This window comes from Streptomyces sp. NBC_00568 (assembly GCF_026341855.1).
In the GTDB taxonomy this organism is placed as follows: domain Bacteria; phylum Actinomycetota; class Actinomycetes; order Streptomycetales; family Streptomycetaceae; genus Streptomyces.
The window spans coordinates 6791631-6816063 of sequence record NZ_JAPENW010000001.1 but is presented as its reverse complement, the minus strand read 5'-3'; the positions used below and the strand labels follow the sequence as shown (position 1 = coordinate 6816063).

The following is a 24433-nucleotide window of genomic DNA, read 5'->3' as shown; positions in this document are numbered from 1 at the left end:
GACCCATGACAACCAACGGATCCGGAACCGCGGGCGCCGTTCTCCCGGACACCCCGCCCGGGGACGGCACCGCGGCCATCGTGGAACTGCGCGGCGCGGGCAAGTCGTACGGCAACATCCGCGCCCTGCACGGCGTCTCGCTGGCCGTCCGCCCCGGCCGGGTGACCTGCGTCCTCGGCGACAACGGCGCCGGCAAGTCCACCCTCATCAAAATCATCTCGGGGCTGCACCGGCACAGCGAGGGCGAGTTCCTCGTGGACGGCACGGCGGTGCGCTTCGGCACCCCGCGCGAGGCGCTCGCCAAGGGGATCGCCACCGTCTACCAGGACCTCGCGACCGTGCCGCTGATGCCGGTGTGGCGGAACTTCTTCCTCGGCTCCGAGATGACCAAGGGCCCCTGGCCCGTACGCCGTCTCGACATCGCGCGGATGAAGCGGACCGCCGACGAGGAACTGCGCAACATGGGCATCGTCCTCGACGACCTCGACCAGCCGATCGGCACGCTCTCCGGCGGCCAGCGCCAGTCCGTGGCCATCGCCCGCGCGGTCCACTTCGGCGCCCGCGTCCTCATCCTCGACGAACCGACCGCCGCGCTCGGCGTCAAACAGTCCGGTGTCGTCCTGAAGTACATCGCCGCCGCCCGCGACCGCGGTCTCGGCGTCATCTTCATCACCCACAACCCGCACCACGCCTACATGGTCGGCGACCACTTCAGCGTGCTGCGGCTCGGCACGCTCGAACTCAGCGCCGACCGCAGCGAGGTCGGCCTGGAGGAACTCACCAACCACATGGCGGGCGGCGCCGAACTCGCGGCGCTCAAACACGAGTTGGCTCAAGTGCACGGGGTCGACGTCGAGGAGCTTCCCGAGGCGGAGGACCTCCGGGCCCCGGCACCGGCCCCGGCCTCCCCCGAAGGAACCTCCTGACCTCCGCTCCTGCGCCGCCCGATCCATCGAAGGGACCACCGACCACATGACCCAGCACGGAACACTCGGGGTCGCCGTCATCGGCACCGGCCGGATGGGGGCCGACCATGTCCGCCGGATCACCGAGGTCATCAGCGGGGCGCGGGTGAGCGCGGTCGTGGACATCGACGCCGAGCGGGCCAAAGGGCTCGCCGACGGCATCGACGGCTGCGCCGCGTACACGGACACGGCCTCGGCGCTGGCGGCGGACGATGTCGACGCCGTGGTCATCGCCTCCCCCGGCCCCGCTCACGAGGCGGCGCTGCTCACCGCGTTCGAGCACGACCTGCCGGTCCTGTGCGAGAAGCCGCTCACCCCGGACGCGGCCTCCGCGCTGCGGGTGATGGAGGCGGAGCGCGCACTCGGGCACCGGCGGGTCCAGGTCGGGTTCATGCGGCGCTACGACGCCGAGTATCTGAGGCTCAAGTCGCTCCTGGACGGGGGCGGGTTGGGCCGCCCTCTGATGCTGCACAACCGGCATCGCAACGCCGATGTCCTGCCGTACTTCACCGAACAGATGCTCATCAACGACTCCGTCGTGCACGAGATGGATGCCGCCCGCTGGCTGCTCGGGCAGGAGATCACCGCGGTCACGGTGCTGAAGCCACGGCCCTCCGGCAACGCGCCCGAGGGACTCTCGGACCCGCAGTTCGTCGTCCTGGAGACGGACGGAGGTGTGCTCGTCGACGTGGAGATCTACGTCAACTGCCGTTTCGGGTACCAGGTGCAGGCCGAGGCCGTCTGCGAGAACGGCACGGCACAGATCGGCGAGGACCACGGAATGCTGGTCAACTCGGGCGCACGGTGGGGAGGTTCGATCGCGCCGGACTTCGTGGAGCGGTTCGCCGAGGCGTACGACCGCGAGGTGCAGGCGTGGGTCGACGCCACGCTGCGCGGCGAGGTCACCGGGCCCAGCTGCTGGGACGGGTACGCGGCGGCGGCCGTCTGCGAGGCGGGCGTCCGCGCGCAGGCCGAGGGCCGCCGCACGGAGGTCGACCTGATCGAGCGGCCCGCCTTCTACCGCTGAGCCGGGCCGCCCTGTCCGCGGGGACGTCATCGAGTGCGCCGGCGGTCCGCTCGCCCGGACGAACACCGTCGGCGCACTCGACCACGCGGCCCCGCCCCGCACCGGTCGGCCGGGGTGGGCCGGCCGCTCCGCCCGGCCGCCGCGTCGGGCGCGTACACGATGAGGCCCTTGCCCCGGCGTCGTACGCGGCGAGCCAGGCGGGTCCGTCCGGGGCTACCACCGGGCGGCGCCTCCCGCCCCAGATCACAGCTCCCGAGGGGGACGGTTACGGCCGAGTAGGAACGGTTACGCTGAGATCATGCCGTCCACACGTCGTACAGCGCGCCAGACCGACCTGCTCGAGCGGCTGGTCGCGTTGCTGGTGGCGGAGGGTTTCGCAGCGTTCACCCTCGACGAGCTGACCGAGCGGCTCCACTGCTCGAAGACGACGTTGTACCAGCTCGCGGGCAGCAAGCAGGAGTTGGTCCGGGAAGCGGTGAAGCACTACTTCCGCGAGGCCGCCCAGGCCGTCGAGAAGCAGGTGGCCGACACCTCGGCGCCCTCCGAGCGGGTAGTGGTCTACCTGAACGCGGTCGCCCATCAGTTGAGACCGCTGTCCCGGCAGTTCCTCGACGACATGGCACAGTTCGAGCCGGCCCGCGAGGTGTACGAGGCCAACACGCGCCTCGCCGCGGGCAGGATCAGACACTTGATCGCGGACGGAGTGGCCGCGGGAGCGTTCCGTGACGTGCATGCCGCGTTCGTGGGCGAGGTCGTGGCCGCCACCATGCAGGAGATCCAGCGGGGCGAGGTCGCCGCCCGCACCGGACTGAGCGACGCCGAGGCCTACGCCGAGCTGGCATCACTCATCGTCCACGCCGTTTCACCCTGACCTCGGGCACAGACGGCCTCCCGGCCGACACCCCGGTCCCCCAGCACAGCCACGTCCGTCCTGGGCGAGCAGCCGGGCGGGGTCGAGGTCGTCGAGCAGGGCGGCGAGGAAGCGCCGCTCCGACGCGGCCACCGCGACCTGCTTGCCGTCGGCCGGGCGGCGGGGCGCCGCCCCGGCCCATCGCGTGAAGGGCGCCGGTGAGGCCGATGTGGTTCAGGTCGTGGCCGGGCGTCCGGGCGAGCGGACCCTCCTGCCCCAGCCGGTGACCCGGGCGTGGACGAGCCCGGGATTCCGCTCTCCGCAGTCGTCGGGTCCGTCGCCGAGCCGTTCGGCGACACCGGGGCGCAGTCCCTTCACCCAGGATGTCGGCCGCGGGAACCAGTTCCCTGACCGGCGAGCGCCCCGCGGGCTGCTTGAGATCGGCGAGGACCGGCCGGCGGCCGCACCGAACGACGTCGGTCACGCCGGACGACGTCGGTCGTGCTGTCGGGGCCGAGCGTCGAGCGCCCGGCCGGGCGGGCGCTCGACGCGCACCACCTCGGCGCCGAGGCTCGGGCCGGCACCTGGCCGCGTGCGGAGCCGACCGGAGCCCCGCGAGTCCAGAACAGGTGACGTGGCCAGAGGGCCGGTGGATCCATCGGGGGACGCCATGGCCCGGCGGTACCAAAAACGATACTGTTGTATCGCCTGGCGTATCAAAATCGTCAGGGCCGCGACCCGCCACCCCCGAGGACACGCCATGCCCGCGACCCGCACGCTCCCCACGTCGGAAGCCGTCGACCTGATCGCCCTGACCCGCGAGCTCGCCGAGAAGGAGCTCGCCCCGCGCGTCTCCGAGGCGGAGGCCGAGGAGCGGTTCCCGCGCGAGGTCTTCCGCACGCTCGGACGGGCCGGGCTGCTGAGCCTGCCCTACCCCGAGGAGCAGGGCGGCGGCGACCAGCCCTACGAGGTCTACCTCCAGGTCATCGAGGAGATCGCCGCCGTGTGGGCGAGCGTCGCGGTGGGCGTCTCGGTGCACGCGCTGTCCTGCTTCGCGCTCGCCTCGTTCGGCACCGAGGAGCAGAAGAAGGAATGGCTCCCGGACATGCTCGGCGGCGAGCTGCTCGGCGCCTACTGCCTGTCCGAGGCCCATGCCGGTTCCGACCCGGGCGCGATGCGCACACGGGCCGTCCGGGACGGCGACGACTACGTGCTCAACGGCGCCAAGGCCTGGACCACGCACGGTGGGCACGCGGACTTCTACACGGTCATGGCCCGTACGTCCGACACGGGCTCGCGCGCCATCTCCTGCTTCCTCGTCCCGGCCGACACCCCGGGCGTGGTGGCCGACCCCCCGGAGCACAAGATGGGCCTGACCGGGTCCGCCACCGCCACCGTGCGTCTGGAGAACGTCCGCGTTCCCGCCCACCGCCGGATCGGCGAGGAGGGCGACGGGCTCCGCATCGCCTTCGCCGGGCTGGACTGCGGACGGCTCGGCATCGCGGCGGTGGCCACCGGCCTCTCCCAGGGGGCGCTGGACCACGCGCTGCGCTACTCCCGGGAGCGCGAGACCTTCGGCCGCCCCATCATCGAGCACCAGGGCCTGGCCTTCGTCCTCGCCGACATGGCCGCGGCGGTGCAGGTCTCCCGGGCCACCACGCTCGCCGCCGCCCGCCTCAAGGACGAGGGGCTTCCCTTCCAGTCCGAGGCCTCGATCGCCAAGCTGATCGCCACCGACAACGCCATGAAGGTCACCACCGACGCGGTGCAGGTACTGGGCGGCGCCGGCTACACCCGCGATTTCCCGGTCGAGCGCTACATGCGCGAGGCCAAGGTCATGCAGATCTTCGAGGGCACCAACCAGATTCAGCGCCTGATCATCGGCCGCGCGCTGAAGGAGGACGAGCGCGGCACCCTCCGGGTGCGGAAGACGGGCAACTAGGACGCCCGAAGCTCGTGGGACCGGTGAGTGCGCGTCTCGGTGAGTGCGCACTCACCGAGACGCGTCCTCCCGAGACGCGTCCTCCCGAGACGCGTCCTCCACCGAAGAACGTCTGCGCACGTGACCACGCCGCCCGAGCGTCGAAGCGTCCCAGAGCGAGTTCCTCGCACCGCCGATCCGCTCGCCGGCCAGGCAGTGACCTTCCCCTCGTAGCGTAGAGACCGTGACTGCAGGGGAAGTTAAGGGGCATGGCGGGCAAGAGGCGGAAGTTCGACGTGGAGTTCCGTGAGGGGGCTGTGCGGATCGTGGCGGAGACCGGCAAGCCGATCCCACAGGTCGCGAAGGACCTCGGGATCAACGAGACGACGCTGGCCACCTGGGTGTCGAGGGCACGGGCGGCCGGCAAGGCCGGTCCGACGGGTGAGAGCGAGGAACTTGCGCGGTTGCGACGGGAGAATGCCCAGCTCAAGCGGGGCAACAAGGAGCTGGTCATGGAGCGTGATGTCCTCAAACGCTGCATGGTCCTGTGGGTGAAGTAGCTGTTGCGGACCCGGCGGCGCTCGTCGGGGTGATCAGCGACCAGAGGACCGATTTCAAGATTCCGCATCGCACCTCCTGTCGAGCCCTGGGGGTGTCGGAGGCGTGGTTCTACAAGTGGCGGCGCAGACCGTCCGAGCCGACGAACGCGAAGTCGGACGGGCACTGCTGGCCGAGCGGATCTCGTACTTCTTCGACCGATCGGACCGCACCTACGGCTCGCCGAGGATCACGCTGGACTTGTGGGAGGAGGGCTGGCAGGCGTCGCAGAACACCGTCGCCGACATCATGGCCGGGCTCGGTCTGCAGGGCCGCAAGCCACCACGCCGCCGGCGTTCGCTGACCCGTCCCGGGAAGCGGAAGACGGCACGTGACCTGGTGCTGCGCAGGTTCGACGCGATCGCGCCGAACATCTTGTGGTGGGGCGACATGACCGAGTTCGACACCGACGAGGGCAAGCTCTACCTCGCGAGCGTGCACGACGCGTTCTCCCGCCGGGCCCTGGGCTACGCGATGGGCGAGCGGCCCGACACGACGCTGGTCAGTGCCGCCCTGCAGATGGCGATCGCGACCAGAGGCGGCCAAGAGGACGGCGTCATTTTCCACACCGACCGCGTATCGGAGTACAACTCCGAGGCGTTCAGGCAGCTTTGTGGCAGGTGGGGCGTGGTGCAGTCGATGGGCCGTGTCGGCTCCGCCCTGGACAACGCCGCCGCGGAGTCGTTCCACTCGGTCCTCAAGGTCGAATACGTCCACCGACACCGTTTCGCCACCCGCGCCGAGGCGCGGCTGAAGATCGCCACCTGGATCGCGGACTTCTAGGACACCGAACGACGCCACAGCGCGGCCAGCGGGCAACCACCCGTCGAGTTCGAACGGATCATCCAACAAGCGCGAGCTCGGCCCAATCAACAAGACCGGGCCGTTTAACCAACGTCCATACGAAATCTGGGGATTGACAGGGTGGCGACCAGGAGGTGGCGGCGGCCTTCTGCCGCGTCAGCCCGGCGGGCGATACCGAACACGGTCCGCCGGTCCACACGGGGCTGGCGGCTCGTCTGCGAGCACTCGTCGAGCGCGGCCGGCCATCAGGTGGAGTCCGGGAGCCGGGAGGTCCAGCGGGCCCGGTCGGAAGGGATCGCCTGACCGAGGACCGCCTCACGGTCGGGAAAGCCGGCCTCGTCGGGTAGTACGGGCACTTGTGCTCCCTGCTCGGCGTCGAAGACGGGCGCATCGCTAAGCGGTGGGCTGGTCCAGGATCCCTGGGATGACCGTCCGGCCGGTGCCGGAAGCGGCACTGCGTAGCGCGGTACCGCTCGGTGCCCCTGAAGCCGATACGGGAAGCGCTCGCCAACCGACAGTTCCTGGTAGGTCCGGGCAAGCAGCCGGATAACCCTGTACGTGCTGGTGCTCAACCGGACAGAGACGGCGTTCGATGAGTCCGAGCGGCGGGCGGGGGCAGGACGGGCCGATGCCTACCCTGCGAGTTCCGCCAAACTCTGCGCGTATCCAGTGCCGCAGCGTCCCGCCCGGTGCCGGCACCGACGTCCTACACCTTCGCCGGAACCGACGGTAGAAGATCCAACACCCCGCCGTGCACGCCCTCGAAGGAGACGCTCCCATACCACCCGCCCGAGGGGCGCGGCGTCGAACGCGTAGTAGGGCTGGACGCCCGCAGCCGAAGCGCCGGTCGCCGAAGGCCCGGGCCCGGTGGAGTTCTCGCCCGTACCGACCATGGACCTCACGCTACAGGACCCCACCGACAGCAACCGGTGTGTTCGAGAGCCGGAGGCCCACGCGGAAAAGAGCGCGGCAGGCGCCTCGGCTGACTCCGGTTGGTTGCTTGTCCAGTTCGCTGCTTCGGCTCCGAAGCACGTTGCACTATCGATCAGTTGCGCAACGGATCTGTCATAAATCGCCATTTGCAGATGCGCGCCCGGTGGAGCGGAGACAACCCTTGCTCTGTTCTTCAGTATCAGCGCCCGATCCGGCACCATCGCGCCGACATCGATATTCCGCGACATCGTCGCACTGGCTCTCGATTCCTTTCCCTAGACGAAGGGCCGCTCGCCCCGTCTCGCGCCGTCGGAGACGGGTCGGCGCACCTCGGCTGAGCACTCCGGGCCCGTGCTCCGCCCTGCTCGGGATACTCTGTCGATGCCCTTTCATCTGCCGCGTTTCGGCCCATCGGCCGGCGTCACGAGTCGCCGAGGAGGAGCACGTCCCGATGGGCTCGAGCAGTGAAGGCCGTTTATCTCGTTCCGAGAACGGTCCCTCGTGCCGCCAGGAGCTCGATGGACCATTGGGCTCGGCTGCCGCAATCCACAGGTTCTGCCTCAGCAGATCAAGGGTCGGCAGGTCACGAAGGGGCGTTCGAGCATGGGAGCCTCGGCGATGAATCAGTTCCACCGCTGCTAATTTTTGCAATCCCGTCGGGAGGGGTAACGCAGTGATCGACACGATCGTGATCATTCCGGGGATCATGGGAAGCCGGCTCATCGACACCACAACGCGCAAGAACGTGTGGGGGGCGAGACGGATCGGCGCACTCAAGACGGCCGGCAACGTGTTAGACAAGTGGGCGGCGGGGCGACTGGCCGATCTAGCGGTGACCGACGAAGAAAGGGACGGCGGCGCGAAGCGGCTCGCACCGGACGGCTTGATCAAGGAACCGGCCTGGGGCCCGACCTTCCGGATGAACTTCGGCTACCGACAGCTGGCCGATGAGCTCGGCAGGTTGGTCCTGCACCCGGATGCGCTACTGGAGTTCGGATACGACTGGCGGCTGTCGGTCGAGCACAACGGGCGACTGCTGGCCGAAGCGATCGACCGGCATCTCGCCGCGTGGCGTCAGCACCCCGCGCTGGCCGAGTGGCGACGGGCACGGCACGACACCGCCGAACCCCGAGTGGTCCTCGTCGCCCATTCCATGGGAGGTCTGGTCGCCCAGGCCGCGGGGCTGCAGGCCGGCGCGCTTGACGCCGTGTCCAGGGTGATCACGATCGGCACGCCGTTCCGCGGCTCGGTCGATGCGGTGACGATGCTCAACAGCGGTCGCAGCAGCGTCGGGCTGCCGGTCGGGCACGCTCGCGAACTCGCGGTCACGCTCCCGGGACTGCACGATCTCCTGCCGACATATCGATGTCTGTTCACAGGTGACGACCTTGTCGCACTCGATCCTGAAACGGTGGCGGCGCTGGGCGGAGACGGTGAGCTGGCCCGAGAGTCCTTCGCGCGGCACGCCCGGCTCGCGGCGGTGCGCCTTCCCGGCCTGATCAATCTGGCCGGAACGCACCAACCCACCGATGTCTGCTTCCGCGTGGACGCCGGTGTGCTTCACGCGAAGCGACACGGGTACGAGCGAGACGAGACAGGCAAGCTCGTGCGCGACGCCGTCACCGGTGGGTTCATCCCGATGAAGCTGCACGGCGACGGCACTGTGCAGTGGCAGTCAGCGAGGCTGGGCGACGCAACCGGCTACGTCCAGAAGCACGGAGCGCTCCAGGCCACCACGAGTCTGATCCGGAACGTCCAAGCGCAGATCGAGGGCCGCGCACTTGGTGAAGGGCTTGGTGGGCGGGCCGGGATCGGCGTGGAGCTGCCCGAATACGCGCCCGCGGGGACGGTGACGACCGCTCGCGTCAGCGGGGCGCGCGCCGCAGGTGACTTCAGCTGCGTGGTGAAGGGTCTCGACGACGTGGTTCTCGAATATCCCTCCGTACGCCGTGACGGGGACGAGTACGTGCTCGACATCACGCTCGACAGGCCGGGCATCCATGTGTTGGAGGTGTCCAACGGCGTGGAGCCGATCCGGGACACCGTGGTGGCCTTCGACGCCGCTGACCGTGCGGCGCTGTAGGCGGTTTCGTGATGGCTGAGCCCGCGCGGTCACCTGCGTTCGAGATCATCGCATGTCCGCATCCGGAGTACGAGGATCCTGTTCGGCCCGCCATTCCCGCCGACGTCGCCGCGGCGTCGATCGCCGAACTGCTGCGTCCGTGGGGCGGCCGGCTCGATGCGTGGGCCTCCGGGAACACGCCACGGACTCGCGGGCAGACCAGCGCCCGGCTGAGACACTGGCATGAGCGTGGACGATTCGCGGACACCGTCCTCGTCTGGGTGGGCCACGGTGAGACCAGTCTGAGTAACCAGAAATCTCGACTGTTCGTTCGCGGTGAGCCGGACACGAACCGCGACGACACAGTCGATGCCGACTGGCTCGCCGAAACGATCAACGATCATATGGGGGAACGAAGTTCCAGCGAGACATGGACGATCGTGGTCGTCGAAGCCTGCGGCGGCGCCCGCTTTGCCGACGAGGTCGACATCACGCTGAAGCAGCACGAGTGGGGCCGACGCACCCTGGTCATCGGCTCAGGCCGAAGGAACGCTTCGCAGTTCCCGAACACACTGGCGACCGATCTGGAAGCCGTCCTGAGCCAGGTGACCGAGGACGTTCTGACTCTCGGCCATCTCGCCTCGCTGCTGATGTACATCACCGACGCCGACGGCCGTCAGCGTTACTCCGTCAGCGGCCATGATCTCGCCGACAGCCGATTCCGGCGTGCCATACCCGGTCCGGTCGCCGCTGTGTGGAACGACTACAAGGAGCTACGGCAGGCGCTCGACAGCGTCTCCGCGGACACCGACGGCTACCAGGCGCTCATCCACTTCGCGACCAAGGGGACGGGCACCGATCTGGGCGAGTTCGCCTGGCACTTCGTCGGACGCGTACGCGAACGGCGAGAGATTTTCCGCTGGTTGCGCCTGATCGAGCAACAGCGGGACACCACGCTGCTCGTCGTCAGCGGACCACCAGGGTCGGGCAAGTCTGCGCTTTTGGGCAACGTCCTCATCGACTGCCACCCGGACCTGGCAAGCGGACTCGAGACAGTCATCGGCAAGCGCAGCACCGAGGCGCCCGGAGCCCCTCTCCCGGCCTTCGATCTGATCCTGCACCTGACCGGGGCCACCGTGCGGGGAGTCGCCACGCAGATCCTCGACCAGCTCCGCAACGGCAACGGCAACGCAGACCTCGCCAATCCTGTCGCCGAGGTCTACCGCCATGCCGGAGCACGTCAGGAGCCGCTGCTCCTCATGGCCGACGCACTCGACGAGGCCGAGGAACCCATCGCCTTGGCACACTTCTTCGATGAGCTGCTGAAGGCCCCCGGCATCCACATGCTCATAGGTACCCGCACGCACTCCGTCGGCAGTCACACCGACCTGACAGCCGTTTTGACCAGCCAGGGAGCGATCGGGCGCACCACCTTGCGGCTCGAACCGTCGCCGGACGACGTGGTCGAGTCCTTGGCGGTGCGGGTACAGGACGAGCAGCTACGAGACCTGATCAGGAGATTGCCCGTCCGTCGGTCGGTCGAGACGGATCGACCGGACGGCACGCCAAGTCATCAGTTCTTGTGGGCGGCCATGGCGGCGGAAGAGGTCAACGCACGCTCAACCGAACTGCGCCGATCCCCGGAGCTGCTCCATCGGCTCCTGGACACCGACCATCGCGGTCTGTTCCGCCTCGCCCTCGAACGGCTGGACAAAGACTCCGGCGTGACCCGCACGGCCCTGCTCGCCCTCGCCCTTGCCCACGGCCGCGGACTTCCGCGTCAGGACCGCATCTGGGAAGAGGCGGCGAGCGCGCTCTCCTCGCCCCACGAGCCCGTCACCCTGACCGACCTCAATCATGTACTCGACGCGGCCGGGGCCTACATCATGCTCGACCACGAACACGGCCAAGGGGTGTATCGCCTGGCCCACCGCGTGCTGCAGGAACAACTGCTGGAAGAGGCGAAGGACCTCCCCGACAAGCGGCTCTATGTCTTCCGGCAGTTCCTCGCCCACGTCCGCCCGGACCAGGAGCTCAATCCCTATCTGCGGGTCCGTCTGTCCACCCATGCCGCACACGCGCCGTCCGCAGCCTGGGAGGAGCTGGGCGGGCGGCCTGACGTCCTGGACCGGCTGGATCCCTATGCGGTGGCGAGCGACGCTCTGCGGGCGGGACATGCGGATCGGCTGCCAGGGACGGTACTCGGCACGATCACCACCGCACATCTGGTTCGCCAGGGAGACGAGGACGATCGTCCCGGCCTGCGTATGCTCGGTGAAGGGTTGGTCTTCGGCGGGACGCGCCGATCGCAGACAGCGGTGCCGGGCAGGTGGTCCGTGCGCTGGTCGTTGCTGGCACGGCGGCCCGTGCACCTGCCCGTCGGTGAGGCCGGCCAGGATCTGCCTGGGGCTCGCGCTCTGGTACTTGTGCCACGGGATGAGGCTCACGGTGTCCTCGCTGTGGCCGCCGGGGACACTACGGTGCGGATCTGGGATCCGGTCACCGGCCAGCCCGCCGGTGCCTCCTTCGACCTGAGGTCCGGCCAACCACTGCCACCGTTCGGCTACGGTGTCGCAGCGCTCGCAGTCCTTGAACATCGAGGCAGGAAACTACTCGCCGGCGTCCCCATGGGCGGACAGGTGGTCGTCTGGGATCCATTCACCGGCCGACGCGAACCGACTTCGATCCCCTCCGGTGCCACCGTGGACGGGATCGCCGCCTACTGCGCGCCGGACGGCAGTGCGCGGCTGGTCCTCGCCCGAGCCCGCGGCAAGGTGGAACGGCTTGATCCGATGACCGGCCGACTCGAAGGACTGTCGCTCGGTACGGACGGCCCCATCAGTACGGTCCTTGCCGTCGAATGCGCCGGTACGGTCGTCATCGCGACCCTTACCCAGTCCGGTGCGATTTCGACATGGAATGCGAGCACCGGTCGTGCCTGGAGCAGAGGTGCACGCATCACCAGAGCCGGGGTGAGCATGACGGTCCTCGAGGTCGGGGCTGCAGACATCACCCTTGCCGTGCTCGACAGCACCGGCACCTGCTACCGATGTCGTCTGCAGGCGGACGCCCCGGAGACCGTGCACCTCGGCGAACAGGATGTCCTGGCACGATCCGAACAGGCCCATCGGATCATCACGCTGCACAAGGCGGACGGCGGACGGCTGCTCGCCGTCGCCGATGAGAACGGCAGGGTCAAGCTCTGGGACCCGGATCAGCCGGGGGACGCGATCGCGGGCTGGCAGTCACACCGCGACCCGGTGGACGCGCTGGTCGCCGGCGAGCCGGCGGGCGGTTCCGGCTGGGCGCTGGCGACCATCGCCAAGGGCGCAAGCGTTGCACGGGTCTGGCCCCTGTCGGCACTCGAACTGCCGACGGGTCCACCGGGCGAGAGGCAGGTCACGATTGCTGCGGTCGCAGGTCCGCTTGCCGTCCTGGCCGGCCGCACGGAGCTCACGTTCGTGGACGTGTGCAAAGGAGTCCCGAAGACGGCTCCGTGCGAGCCCGAACGGGTCGCGGGCTTGACGACCGTCGTCGGCAGCGATCCTCTGATCGTCGCGGCGACCCGGACACGACTGCGGATCTGGCGAGCCCACGATCTCTCGGACGAGCGGGGCTGGCCGCACCCCGAGCCGGTCAGGGCCGTGGCCGGAGTGCCCGAGCAGGCTGATCTCCTCATAAGCCTGGATGTCGACGGTGTGCTGCGGCGCTGGGACGTACGCCGCGGGAGACCGGAGGATCAGACCGCGGAGACCCTCATCGCCAACGCGGTCGGGCTGGTCGGCTACCGGGACGAAGACCGCATCGTGGTCGCGGTCGGCGGCGAAGGCATCGTGCAGCGTTGGCAATGTCGGGCTCAGGGGGCTCCGATGTGGACGCGCCTGCCAGAAGTGAACTGCGTGAAACTGCCGCTCGTCCTCGGTGCGGTCAGTGGCGACGAGCACGGCGATCCCGGTCGGCTCTTCGTGGTCACCACGGACCAGATCCTGTGCGCGGCCGGTGCGGAAGGCATTGTCTGGCGCAGCAACGAACCCGGGCCGGAGCCGCGCGGCGCGTGCGCCTGGCGCGACGGCAACGGGCGGATCCGCCTGGCCGTGGGCGGCCGAACCGGACAGATCTCGCTGTTCGACGGGGCCGGCGGCCGGCTCACCAGGACCATCCCGACCGGCCTCGGCATCAACTGCCTCACCACCACGGTCTTCGAGGGTCGACGGTCCTTGGTGGTAGGTGCACGGGAGGGCGCGGTCGCCATCGATCTCAACGACGAGGTGGAGGTATCAGGGTGAGCGGATCCGTGAACGGACACCGTCACGGCGACAGCGGGGACGGTGGACGGTGACTCACGGCGAGCAGGAGTACTGGGACCAGTTGGTCAACCGGCTGTTCTCGCAGAGCCCGAACGCCGGCAGGCTGTACGACCAGCGCTCGGAGCCGGTCGTCCTGTTGCCCGGCCGACTTGCCAGGGTCGAACTGAGTTCGGCCGACGATCCCTCCCAACTCTTCGAAGCGGTCCTGTTCAAAGGGATCGGTCCGGGCGCCGCGCCCATGTGGAACCGCCAACTACGCTGCCTGCTCCGGTTACGCGCACTCGGGCATCCGGGCCTGCCGATCCTGCACGCGGGCCGGCACGCCCCGGACGAGCGGGTCGCCTACGCGGTGACCACCGTTCAGGGCCGCAGTCTGGCCGAGGCGCGGCATCGCTGGCGGGAGGACGAGCGGCTCCAGGCGGTCGAGCAGTTCGCCACACTCCTCGACGGGCTCAGCCAGCTTCACAGCGTTGGCATCCACCATCGCAATATCCACCTCGGCGCGGTCCGCGTCTTCCGCGACGAGGAACTGGACGACCGATACCGCTGCCAACTCAGCCGATTCGAGGTCAGCGGCCTGGTTCGAGGACTCATGGGGATGCGCCCCGACCCGGCCGCACCGGACACGCACAGTGGCTTGCGCGAACTCACACTGCGTCCACCCGACGGCGTGGACCGGGCTCGGCACCTTGCAGGACTGGCTCCCGAACTGCTCCCCTATCTGTTCGGGAACACCCCCACGCTGCGCACGGACAGAGCCACCACGGACGTCTTCGGGCTCGGCATCATCGGATGGGAGTGGTTCTGCGGCCCGGTGGCAGAGATCCTCCCGGAGCACTACGAGCGCCTCGCCACGGCCGGGGCCGACAACTTGCGGACGGCCGTCGAGGACCTCCAGCAGGAGATGCGCCGTCACTTGACCCGGGCGTCGATCCCCAAACAACTCGCCCATCTGCTCCGGGAAATGATCGATCAGAATCCGGCGGCTCGCTCCACCCCCTACGAGGCGACCGCAGCCCTGACTGCCTGCTGGTCGCCGGTGCGCGCCGCCTTCGAGAAGCGGGAAGCAGAAGGCACGCTGCTTCTGGCCTATATGGCCAAGCAGTTCGGGCCGACCCTGTGGCGCCACTTCGAGTGGATCTCCCACGACCCGGACAGCGAACGCGGCCGCGGTGAGCTCGTCGAACTGCTGGAACGCGATCTGCGCCGCGCGGAACTGGTCCATTCGCCGCGGGGCGCGGACGGCCTTGTCTCCGGCGGTCGCAGCGCGGAGATCAAGCGACAGGCCGAATGGGTGCTGATCGGTGAGCGAGCACTTTGGTTCGCCAGTTACCTCCGCGAGCCGCGGCACGACGACCCACCCGACCCGCGAGTCCTCGTCATTCGGTTCATGCTCGAGAAGGAGTCATGGGCCGCGGCATCGCTGTTACGTTCCCTCCCACGCCGTGAGATCACGCGAGTCCGGTTGATCCCCTACAAGCCGGGGCATCCCCTCGGCGTCGACGTCACCATGCATCCGTCGTGGCGGCCCTTGACGGACCCGCTGCGCAGACGTGAGAAGACCGAGGGCCGCGAGCTCCTGCAGTCCATCGACTTCCTGCAGGAATACCAGGAGGTGCAACGTCGCTCCCGCTGGTATCCGTACGAGAGGCAGTCCACCGAGGACGGCATCGTCATCCGTCACGACCATGGCCGCGATCGCGACCGCGCCCGGCGCAACCCGCTGCTGGCGGCGTATCTCGGCCTGCCACGGGCCCGGCCGACCCTGGGTGATTTCGTGGACGGCTTCGAACTCGACGGCGAGCCGGCCACGGTCATGCTCGGCTCCGATCGAGACGGCAGACCCAGCTTCCACGATGCCGTCAAGGTGTCCGCGATCAGCACCGCAGACCCGAACGTCGTCCGGGTCCAATCGGAGTCGGGCGTAGCGATACCGCTCAAGGGCTGGCTGCGCTCACCGGACGACGGGGGCACAGACGTTCAGATGGACCGGCAGTCACGGGCCCGCCGCCTGCTCGATGAGCGTCCGGGACTCATCGAGCAGTTGATCAGTCCGAAGGCGGTCGACACCGCGGTTCAGTTCATCGACGGCTCGGCGGGGGACGGGCTGGACGGTACCGCTCCGGCGATCATCCGCGACATCTGTACGGTCGAGCCGCTCTACGCCCTGCAGGGCCCACCGGGAACGGGCAAGTCGACGGTGGCCACCCGGGCGATCGTCGAGTACCTACGCCACCACCCCTATACGCGTCTGCTCGTGAGCGCACAGTCGAACTTCGCGCTGGACAGCCTGGCCGCCAAAATCGTCAAGAGTGTGGACCCGAACGAAATCGTGGTCATCCGGGCCACGTCGCAGCGCGGGGAGGTCGACGACAAGGTCGTGGCCGGCTACACGCTGGCCAAGGTTCAGGAGCGCTATCAAAAGCTCATCAAAAAGTCGGTCCGGGCGCGACTGGCCCGCGACAGCGCCGACGACCTGGTGCGCGAGTCACCCGAAGACGCCCTGCTCAAGCGCTGGATGGAACGTGTCGACGGCAATGCGGTCGAACTCGGCGAGCGGCTGCGCCGAGCCGCACAGATCACCGTGGCAACCTGCTCCGTCTCAGCGCAGGTCTTGGACTACTCGCGCGACGGAGCCGCTGTCTTCGACTGGGTGCTCGTGGAAGAGGCGGCCAAGGCGTGGCCCAACGAACTGCTCATCCCCTTGGTTCAAGGGCTGCGCTGGACGTTGATCGGCGACCACCGGCAGCTCGGCGCGTTTCGCGGCGAGGAACTCGAGCGCTTCCTCGATCACCTCACCGATCAGACGGCGGAGGTCGCGCAGCTGCACGCCGGCCTCAAGACACAGCATCTGCGTTACCTCAACATGTTCGGGTCGATGTTCCTCCCGCCGTCCGGTGAGTCGGAGGAGACCGGGGACGCGGTGGCATCCGGCATGTCCGACACCGGCAACGCTGCCTCCGGTCCCATCGGACGGCTGGTCTATCAGTTCCGTATGCACAGGAGCATCGCGGAGGTCGTGGGCCGAGTCTTCTACCCGAAGGACGAGCCTGCCGCGAACAGGGAGGAGCCCCTGGAAAGGCCGCGCGAACGACGTTTCGCCGGACTTCCGCCCACCATCCTCGACTCCCGTTACGCCACGGATCTCGACCACGACCTCACCGAGCCGTCGTTCCTGGTGGGAAGGGCACTGATCTGGCTCGACACCGGCGGCCTGAGCGGCTGCGGAGACGAGCCGAGCTGGGTCAACGGTGGCGAGGCCAAATTGGTCGTGAGGGTGGCACGACAGTTGCGTCCCCGGTGGGTCGACGCGTCGGAAGGGCCAGGAAGCCTCGCGGTGCTCTCGCCCTACCGCAAGCAGCTCAAAGAGATCGGGAGAATAGCGCCCGAACTCGAGCGGGCCGGCCGCCTGCACACGGTTCACTCCTTCCAGGGACGAGAGGCGGACCAGGTTCTGGTCTCCCTCGTACGGCAAAAACAGCGCGGCAGCTCGAGTCGGTCGAACATCGGCTTCATCGGCGAGGGCCGATTGGTGAACGTCATGCTTTCGCGAGCCAGGCGCCTTCTGGTCATCGTGGGCGACCTCGAACATTTCCGAAACCATGGCACGGACACCTGGCGGCAGGTCATCCAAGGCGTGGAGCAATTCGGCACAGTGGTGGCGGCCAAGGAACTGACCGACGAAGGGGTGACGGGGTGAGCCTGCATCTGAGCCTGCCCTGCCGGGTGATCACCCTCAACGTACAACTGGGCCCGGCGAAGGGTGGAACGACTCTGGAAGCCCTGGTGTCCGAGGCGATCAAACTGGGGCGCTGCACCACGCAGAGTCTGGCGGACTTCTTCGCCCTCCCCGAACCGGTCATCGGCGATGTCGTGCACAGTCTCTGGAACGGCGGTTGGATCTGGATCGACTTCGACACCGGACGGATAGGCCTGACGGAACGGGAACGCTCCTTGGATCCGGCGAGCGACCCGGGAGCGCGGACCGAACGCCGGGAGTACCTGTACGAACCTCTCTCCCAACTGGTCTTCTCCCACCGCGAAGGCGCCCGACGACCGCACCGTGACCAACTGGAAGTACCGGCCGACGCCGAGGTGAGCCTGACACTGGCGGATACCGCGCCGGCGGAACTGCGCGGCGCGGTGCAGCGCCTGATGCTCGAAGAGCAGAAAACAGCCTCGGACAGCGTGGTGCTGTCGGTTCTGCCGGCCGGACTGGGCGAGCGGCAGGACGCGAGCCTGCGATGGGTGTCGTTGAAGGTCGGCGTGGCGACGAACGAGAACACCGGCCGACTCTTCGTCCAGGCCGTCGATCCCACCTCCACCTGGCCGGTCCAGGCCGTCGCCAGGCTCAGCAGCCGGCTCGCCGACTATGTCGAACGCTGGCCACAGAGCCGGTTCAGCACCCAGCTGCGCAGCCGTGCCACCGAGCAACTCGAGCGGTTCCCCGGAGTACCACGCCTCCTCGACAGGCTCACCCAAGACCTCGAGCGACCCCTCAAACAGGACAAGATCGCAGCGTGGCGGGACCGTCAGAACAGTCTCGCGGCAAGCGCCCGCGGTGTGAGCCAGCATCTTGACATGCTGTCCCGGTTGCGCGCGCGAGTGGATCTGCTCACCAACGCACCGGCCCGGCTCGCCGCCTTGCACTCCGTGATCGGGCAGGCCAAACAGCAGCTGATCGTCGTTTGTCCGACGGTACGCCCCGCAAGCCTGGAAGCGTTGATCAATTCAGGAGTGGAGCGGGCCCTGGAGCGGAACGTTCAACTGGTACTGCTCTGGGGTCCGACCGGTGGCGGCAACCTGCCGGCACCGGTGGCCGCCCAGCTGGCGGCATGGCGCAATCGCTTCCCCGGACAGTTGACCGTTCCTCAGTCCGCCGCCCAGGTTTCGGCGAACCTGGTGATCGCCGACGATCAGGGGGCGCTCGTGGGCTCCCACAACCTGCTGGACTCCCGTGACTCTGCCCTCGCAGCGGCCTGGATCCGCGCCACGGAAGCCGGACGGACGGCCCGACCCCCGCAGGCCATTCTGGAGCTGCTCGCCTGGACCCGCAGCCGCTGCCCGGACTGGGTGCTCGGCAGGACCATCCTCACCGCGACCGAACTCGGCGACCGCCCTCGCGACGCGGCGACGGCCAGCCGTGACTTGAGCTTCCCGACCATCCCCGAGAACGCCGACGCCGCCCTCATGCCCATGTGGCGCGACAGCTGGGTGGAGTACCGGAACATGCTGACCGAAGCGGTCCGGGCAATCCCGGAAGGGGTGCCCGTCGTCGAACTGCTCCTGGACGGCGAAATCGGCGAGGCCATCGCCGACGCAGTGAACGACTCCACCCGACGGCTGGCCATCGCTGATGACAGCACCGACACTCTGCCGTTGCAGCACAAGCTCCTTGCCGACATGGACAACAAGCGGACGGACGGTGTGACAGTCCGGGTGGACTGTCCTCCGCCGCCCGAGGACCGCGCCGACCCCCTGTTCGACAGGATCCCGAACGGTTTTCAAGTGCTCGGACCGCCCCGCGGTCGTGTGGTGATGGCGGACCACCAGATCATTCTGGGATCCGCGAGACCGTTGACCGGACCCCTCAACCAAGCCGCCGCCCGCCGCAGTCAGGTCGCTCTGCGGATTCACAGCCGCATCCTGTCCGACGAGATGGCGGACTGGCTCGGGGTCTCAGCGCCCGGCGACGACGCGATCGAAGGTCAGGCCGGGGCGGGCCGCAAGGGAGCACGGGACGCACTCACACTTGCCCAGGGCGCACAATTGGTCCGCCGTGACCAGCTACCGCTCGACGACTATCTCCACCGTGAACTCGACGGCCAGGAGGATCCTTGGCCGACCATGGAACGGTTGCGGGAGACCGGTGTTGACCCACGGTTGCTCGCTTCCGTGGTCGCCACGATTCTGCAACGCCGGGGCACATCCGAGCAACAGAGAACGAAGTGGACCAACTGGCTCATCGGCCACCTGTGGGAACGCGGATCGTTCGTGTCCGCCGCACTTCTGAGCACCTCGATCCCGGACTGCCCGCAGGCCGTGCCCGCAACCGCCTGCCTACTGGCCGCAGCGATCGAGCACGCACCGCTCCAGTCGGATCTGGACCTGGTCACCATCAAGCTGGCCGAACGGAACGACGCATGGACCCACACGATCCCAGGACGGTCAACGGGCGCCGCCGGCCTCCTGGCCGACTACCTTCTGGGCGGACATGCCGCCGCAGCAGGCTGCATCAGCCTTCTGGCAACGTCCCTGCCACCGATCTGGCAGGACCTGGCGTCGACCGTCGTGCAGCTGTACGGGGAGATCAAGGAGCCGTTGCCAGTGGCCGACATCGCGTCCCTCCTCGATCAGAGCACCGGCATCGCCACGCCCCGTGCCCAGTGGGAAGCGGTGGCGACGAAGACCGAGAAGCTGATCGCGCTGCACACCCGGTTCAACTTCCGGTCCGGCAAGGTGCTGTACCGACGCATCACTGCCGACGACGGCATCCTGACCCGCCTTCTGCACGCCGCGAAGTCCGACGACCCGCAACTGCGTCGCACGACGATCGCCGAACTGCCGACAAGAGTCACCCCCTACTTCGATGACATCGTCAAGCAGGAAGGCGAACCGGACATCGCATGGCGTCGACATCGCAACTTCCTCGAAAAAGTCGAGCAGGTCTTCCGGACAGCTCGCGCGGCAACAGCCTCGCACACCCCGAGCACCGCCGAACCGATCCTGCTGCGTCCGGCCGACCTGACCACGGCGAGCTGGCTCAGCGAAGCATGGGATGAATTGAGAAGTCAGGCCCATGACCTGACCCCTCCTCACCATCTTCCGCTCCTGGCGCTGCTGGATCACTTCCGACCCCTCGTATCATGGCAGGAGACGCAGCCGTGACAATGCCAGTGCCCTATCTGAACGGCTGGATCGGCAGACTGCGTCTACCCCGCGTCTGCGTCGAACTCTCGAACGGAGACCTCGACGAGGAACGAATCACGACCGCACTGCTCCGGGACCTGGCAGCGGATCTCGACGACACAGCCGCCCTCGCCTGGCTCCTGGAACAAGGAGAACTCCCCAGTGCGGCAACGCTCATCACCGAGTCGCCCGCAGTGGCCACCGACCTGGAGCTGCTTCAAGACGCCCAAGAACGACTGAGCCGGCGAGAGGTCGAAGTGCGGGCACAACTCAACGCCGACATCGCACACTTGTCGAGCCGGGCAGAAGCCGCCGGTCTGCCCACGCCGACCGGTGTCCCCGATCTTGCGATCGACACCGAGGATCTGCGTCTGCCCCGACTCCAGCAGCGGTTGACTTCGCTTGCCGCGGCGCTGGACACGGACATCGAGAACGCGCAGAAGGAAGCGAAGCGTCGCATGACGCTCCGAAACCGAAGGGCCCGCGTATCGAAGGCACTCCTCGACGCCTGGAACCAGCGCGTCGATCGGGGACAACTCGTAGCGGCAGAACGCTTGCTGGCCATGGGCGACAGTGAGACGGCCCTGCCACCCGACGCGGTGGCACGGATCCGCCCCTGGGATCCGACCGTAGACGCGCATGTCGCACTGGAACGCATGAATCAACGGTCGTACAGAGGCGACTGGATGCCTGGTCCCGAGGGACAGCTCCTGCTGGGAACTTACGCCGAGCTCCGAACCCACAGAACGGATCGGGACGCGGCGGCCTTCAGCGCCGTGCTGGCCGAGTTCGTCGGCGGGACGAAGGTACGACCGCCGATTCCCTGCCGCGGCGGGTACTCGTTCCGCTTCGATCTCTCGCCGGCGGCCCAGGCCCTACCGCTGCCCTGGCTCACAGACATCAAGATCATTCTCCATACGACGGATGATCAGCCCTTGTCGGGCAAGGCGTCCGAGGCACGGCTCGTCGTCATCGACTGCGGCGCCGGGACGGAGCGCCTGCCCGGCCGCTCGAACGTGGCCGTCCTCTCGCCAAGCGATCTCATCCGACTGAGCACCACCACACAACACCAGGCACTCCATCTGCTGCGTCTGCTCGGCCGCAACTGGACCTCGCACGCCCTCGGTATCGGAAACACGGGTGCACTCGAACTTCTCCTCGTCGACCATCCCGAACCGGTTGCATGGGGCCGATTGTCCTGGCTCCTCGATGTCCTCGACCTGGGCGGGACCGAGCTGGCCCGAGAGCTGACCGACCAAGTAGCCCTCCACCCGAACGGCTTGCACGTCCTGATCGAAAGTCTGCTGCGTGCGGGCAGCGACCGAACACGGGACTCTCGTCGGGAGCGATGGGCGACGATGGACATGACCAGCCAACTCGGTGCCGCCGTTCTGCCCTCGCCGGTGCCCGGGCCCGCCGGTCGAGTGGCATTCCTGGCCGCCCTCGCCGCCGACGGATTCGACACCCCCTTGCAGGTGCCCGACCTGCAACTGTCGGTCGCCATCGAGGGCGGCGACGTATCGGAAGACCTGCTGACAAAGGGGCTGCACGCACTGGCCCGGCACCCGTTGGCCGACATCGGGACAACACTCGAATCCGACCCCGAAATCCTGCTGCGCCACTGCACCGTGCTGACACGGATGCGGCAAGAAGCACCACGCCTGTTGATCGAGGCGCTCGCCGCCGTAAGCCCGTCACATGACATCCAGGCGTGGAGCGAGCACCGCTGGGCACTGCTGCCCGGAGGTATCGGCGATCACACGCTCGAATCGGCACTGGAGAGCCGAGCCCAAGCCATAGCATCGACCGCCCCAGCACCCGCGCCGCACGACATGATCCCAACGATCGAAGCGGTCGTGGCGGACTACCGCAAGGCGTTCCCGACCCTGCAAGTCAACCTCGACCTGCCCGCGCACGCGCCCGCCGCGGCGCCGGAGAACGCCGTTCGCACAATTCTGGCCGAGCTTCTGCAGAATGCGGTCGACGAACTCGCCGAAGCCCAGCACGACCGAGTACAGATCACCGTCCACAGCGACCCCGACGACATCATCATCGACATCGCCGATGACGGTAACGGCGTGAGCTTCGCCAACCCTCACGCCGCTTTTCGACGGGGGCGCAGCACCCGCGGCCCCTCACGAGGACGCGGACTGTCCGACGCCGCGGAACTCACACGCCACATCGACGCCCAACTCGTCCTGACCACGCCGGATCGCAGTCACTCGCTACGTGGGGCACGTTTTCGCCTGGCACTGCCTCGCGTACCAGCTTGAAGCCACTCCTTGGCGCCTTCCCTCTTCGGAGGGGGAGCCAGGGTCTGTACAGCCAGTGGTGCAACTGATGGTTTCACAATGAGTTGAGCTGCGGGTCTCGCGCTCGGCGATCTTGATCGGCAGGGTGTCCGCGTGCGTGCCGGTCTTGTTCCGGACGGGCCTGTGGGAACGGCTTGCTCCGCTACTACCGCCCGCTCCCGAGCGACGCCACCGCTATCCAGGGCGGCTGCGTGTTCCTGACCGGGCGCCACTCGCCTGTTGGACGCGGTCCCGCCGATCCGGGACCTGCGGGGACGGCCCCGCCGCAAGCCCCGACGCCTGTACGCCGACCGGGGCTACGGCTTCGACAAGTACCGTCGCCCGCTGTGGAAGCGTGGCATCAACCCGATGACCTGCGCGGCCTACGCCGATCTCTACGCCGGCACGGGCGACCGGGCGCATCCCCTGGCCAGCCCGGTGTTCGCCGACCTCACCGGACTGCCCCCACTGCTCGTGCAGGTCGGGGCGAACGAGGTGCTGCTCGACGACGCGGTCCGGCTGGCCGGCCGCGCGGGCGCCGACGACGTCGAGGTCACCCTCGAAGTCGGGCCCGGCCCCCCCCACGTCTTCCAGCACCACTACGAGCACCTCGACGAGGCGGACGCCGCACTCGACCGCGCCACCCGCTTCCTCACCGCCCACCTGGGCGCCGGGCACCCGGGCGCCGACCGTCCCGAGCGGGCCCACTGACGCCGGCCCCGGCGGCCTCCACGTGATGCCGGCGACGCTCGCGGCAGCACCATCGCCGACATCACGGGTTCAAGTTCACTAGTTTATAATGCCGCCCCGATCCATTAAAATGATCTGGCTGCTTTTTGACACACCCAAAGCATTGCCCATTCAATTCCGTGCAGCCTGGTGATCTCACCGCCGGAACAATGAAAAGATGGCCGACGAGAACTCTCCTGTTGCTCTCGGGATCGATGATCTCGTGGGCAAGCATTACGAGCGCTTGATCGTGATGCTCCGGGATGTGGCTTTGCCAACTCTCACCACCCCCGCAGCGTCAGGATTAATTCCCCCGCCTCACCTGAATTCCGAAACGAAGCAAGCGCCGCGTGGGCAGCATGGAAACGCATCCAGATGCCCTTGCCGTACTCCAGCAGCATATCTCTGCACCGGGCTGCACTGCCCGGTGGAAACCGAGTCGCAGGAACAACGGAAGCAGCACTCCCTCGATGAGCCAGTCCTCACCGCACTTGTCGAGGAACCCGGCAGGGTTGGCGCGGCGTCGCACCTCTGCGGCCAGGAAAAGGCAGTGGGGTTCGCCCCGCAAGGGCCGATACGGTAGACGCCCCGATATGGAGGACATAGCAGTGCCCCTCGTCGACATTGGGGGCTTCGAGGCCCTCCTGCACCAGCACCTGCTTGAGCCGGTCAAGCGCGTTCGAACGATCAGGCCCCTCATTGAGAGCATCGGCGGGGCTCATCAGATGGCCGATCAGCCTGACGAAAGCTTCCGGGGGCTGAGCAGGGCCGTCGTGCGGCTCGGCCGGCATTGCTCCAAGAACTTCTGCCACCCAGCGGCTCCGGTTGGAACCGCCGTGCGCCCGGTCCGTGCAGGCCCAGCGAAGAACTCGGCGATGTATATGCTGGAGCGGTAAGGAAATCCCCTCGACTCCGACAAGCTACCAAGATCGCCAGAGCCGAGATTTCCACAAACCAGGTCGCCAAGAGATTCGAGCGCCCTCTGGCTGAACTTCACGCCGAAGCCCTCTCCCCGCCACTGCCAGGTCGACCATGAGC

The 24433-nt window shown here is 68.1% G+C and carries 13 protein-coding genes and 1 pseudogene; 13 read left to right on the top strand and 1 reads right to left on the bottom strand.

What is annotated here, in order from left to right; genetic code table 11:
• Nucleotides 1-5 precede the first annotated feature (5 nt).
• The 3 genes from OOK38_RS29670 to OOK38_RS29660 all read left to right on the top strand — a co-directional run bounded on the left by OOK38_RS29670 (nucleotide 6) and on the right by OOK38_RS29660 (nucleotide 2863).
• Complete coding sequence (locus tag OOK38_RS29670; RefSeq protein WP_266755553.1) at nucleotides 6-926, top strand: ATP-binding cassette domain-containing protein; 921 nt, start codon at nucleotides 6-8, stop codon at nucleotides 924-926.
• A 46-nt stretch (nucleotides 927-972) separates the two neighbouring features.
• Nucleotides 973-1992 carry a Gfo/Idh/MocA family protein gene (locus OOK38_RS29665; RefSeq protein WP_266848951.1) on the top strand — a complete coding sequence of 340 codons (1020 nt, stop codon included), beginning with the start codon at nucleotides 973-975 and terminating at the stop codon, nucleotides 1990-1992.
• A gap of 298 nt (nucleotides 1993-2290) precedes the next feature.
• The gene (locus tag OOK38_RS29660; RefSeq protein WP_266755556.1) at nucleotides 2291-2863 is read left to right on the top strand and encodes a TetR/AcrR family transcriptional regulator; all 573 of its coding nucleotides are present in this window, start codon (nucleotides 2291-2293) and stop codon (nucleotides 2861-2863) included.
• Here OOK38_RS29660 and OOK38_RS34640 read toward each other — a convergent pair.
• On the bottom strand, nucleotides 2838-3326 hold the full coding sequence (locus OOK38_RS34640) for a CoA transferase (RefSeq protein WP_354006129.1): 489 nt from the start codon (nucleotides 3324-3326) through the stop codon (nucleotides 2838-2840). The genes OOK38_RS29660 and OOK38_RS34640 overlap by 26 nt on opposite strands.
• 276 nt (nucleotides 3327-3602) lie before the next feature.
• On the opposite strand from OOK38_RS34640, the gene OOK38_RS29650 reads away from it, so the two are divergent.
• The 10 genes and pseudogenes from OOK38_RS29650 to OOK38_RS29605 all read left to right on the top strand — a co-directional run bounded on the left by OOK38_RS29650 (nucleotide 3603) and on the right by OOK38_RS29605 (nucleotide 23377).
• Complete coding sequence (locus tag OOK38_RS29650) at nucleotides 3603-4784, top strand: acyl-CoA dehydrogenase family protein (RefSeq protein WP_266755557.1); 1182 nt, start codon at nucleotides 3603-3605, stop codon at nucleotides 4782-4784.
• A 248-nt stretch (nucleotides 4785-5032) separates the two neighbouring features.
• Complete coding sequence (locus OOK38_RS29645) at nucleotides 5033-5323, top strand: transposase (RefSeq protein ID WP_266755559.1); 291 nt, start codon at nucleotides 5033-5035, stop codon at nucleotides 5321-5323.
• Nucleotides 5324-5438: 115 nt separating this feature from the next.
• Nucleotides 5439-6143, top strand: a complete 705-nt coding sequence (locus OOK38_RS29640) for an IS3 family transposase (protein ID WP_266755561.1) — start codon at nucleotides 5439-5441, stop codon at nucleotides 6141-6143.
• A 1627-nt stretch (nucleotides 6144-7770) separates the two neighbouring features.
• Nucleotides 7771-9180 (top strand): triacylglycerol lipase, encoded by a 1410-nt coding sequence (locus tag OOK38_RS29635; protein WP_266755563.1) that lies wholly within the window; start codon nucleotides 7771-7773, stop codon nucleotides 9178-9180.
• Between the two features lie 11 nt (nucleotides 9181-9191).
• Nucleotides 9192-13445, top strand: coding sequence for an NACHT and WD repeat domain-containing protein (locus tag OOK38_RS29630; RefSeq protein WP_266848947.1), 4254 nt, complete (start codon nucleotides 9192-9194; stop codon nucleotides 13443-13445).
• A 370-nt stretch (nucleotides 13446-13815) separates the two neighbouring features.
• Entirely contained in the window at nucleotides 13816-17166 is a 3351-nt protein-coding gene (locus OOK38_RS29625) for an AAA domain-containing protein (protein ID WP_266848945.1), read from the top strand.
• A complete protein-coding gene (locus OOK38_RS29620; RefSeq protein WP_266755569.1) occupies nucleotides 17163-20354 on the top strand; it encodes a hypothetical protein in 3192 nt (1063 codons plus the stop codon). Before OOK38_RS29625 ends, OOK38_RS29620 begins: the two co-directional genes overlap by 4 nt.
• Before the next feature lie 2 nt (nucleotides 20355-20356).
• Nucleotides 20357-22648 (top strand): ATP-binding protein, encoded by a 2292-nt coding sequence (locus tag OOK38_RS29615; protein ID WP_266765557.1) that lies wholly within the window; start codon nucleotides 20357-20359, stop codon nucleotides 22646-22648.
• 255 nt (nucleotides 22649-22903) lie between these two features.
• Nucleotides 22904-23035: pseudogene (locus OOK38_RS29610) on the top strand (IS5/IS1182 family transposase); the annotation flags it as partial.
• Complete coding sequence (locus tag OOK38_RS29605) at nucleotides 23012-23377, top strand: alpha/beta hydrolase fold domain-containing protein (RefSeq protein ID WP_266849386.1); 366 nt, start codon at nucleotides 23012-23014, stop codon at nucleotides 23375-23377. The pseudogene OOK38_RS29610 and the gene OOK38_RS29605, both read left to right, overlap by 24 nt.
• Nucleotides 23378-24433: the final 1056 nt, after the last annotated feature.

Excerpts from the sequence above, each read along its gene's own strand:
- OOK38_RS29665 (WP_266848951.1), top strand. The coding sequence starts at position 973 with ATGACCCAGCACGGAACACTCGGGGTCGCCGTCATCGGCACCGGCCGG.
- OOK38_RS29660 (WP_266755556.1), top strand. The coding sequence starts at position 2,291 with ATGCCGTCCACACGTCGTACAGCGCGCCAGACCGACCTGCTCGAGCGG.
- OOK38_RS29645 (WP_266755559.1), top strand. The coding sequence starts at position 5,033 with ATGGCGGGCAAGAGGCGGAAGTTCGACGTGGAGTTCCGTGAGGGGGCT.
- OOK38_RS29670 (WP_266755553.1), top strand. The coding sequence starts at position 6 with ATGACAACCAACGGATCCGGAACCGCGGGCGCCGTTCTCCCGGACACC.
- OOK38_RS29615 (WP_266765557.1), top strand. The coding sequence starts at position 20,357 with ATGCCAGTGCCCTATCTGAACGGCTGGATCGGCAGACTGCGTCTACCC.
- OOK38_RS29650 (WP_266755557.1), top strand. The coding sequence starts at position 3,603 with ATGCCCGCGACCCGCACGCTCCCCACGTCGGAAGCCGTCGACCTGATC.
- OOK38_RS29630 (WP_266848947.1), top strand. The coding sequence starts at position 9,192 with ATGGCTGAGCCCGCGCGGTCACCTGCGTTCGAGATCATCGCATGTCCG.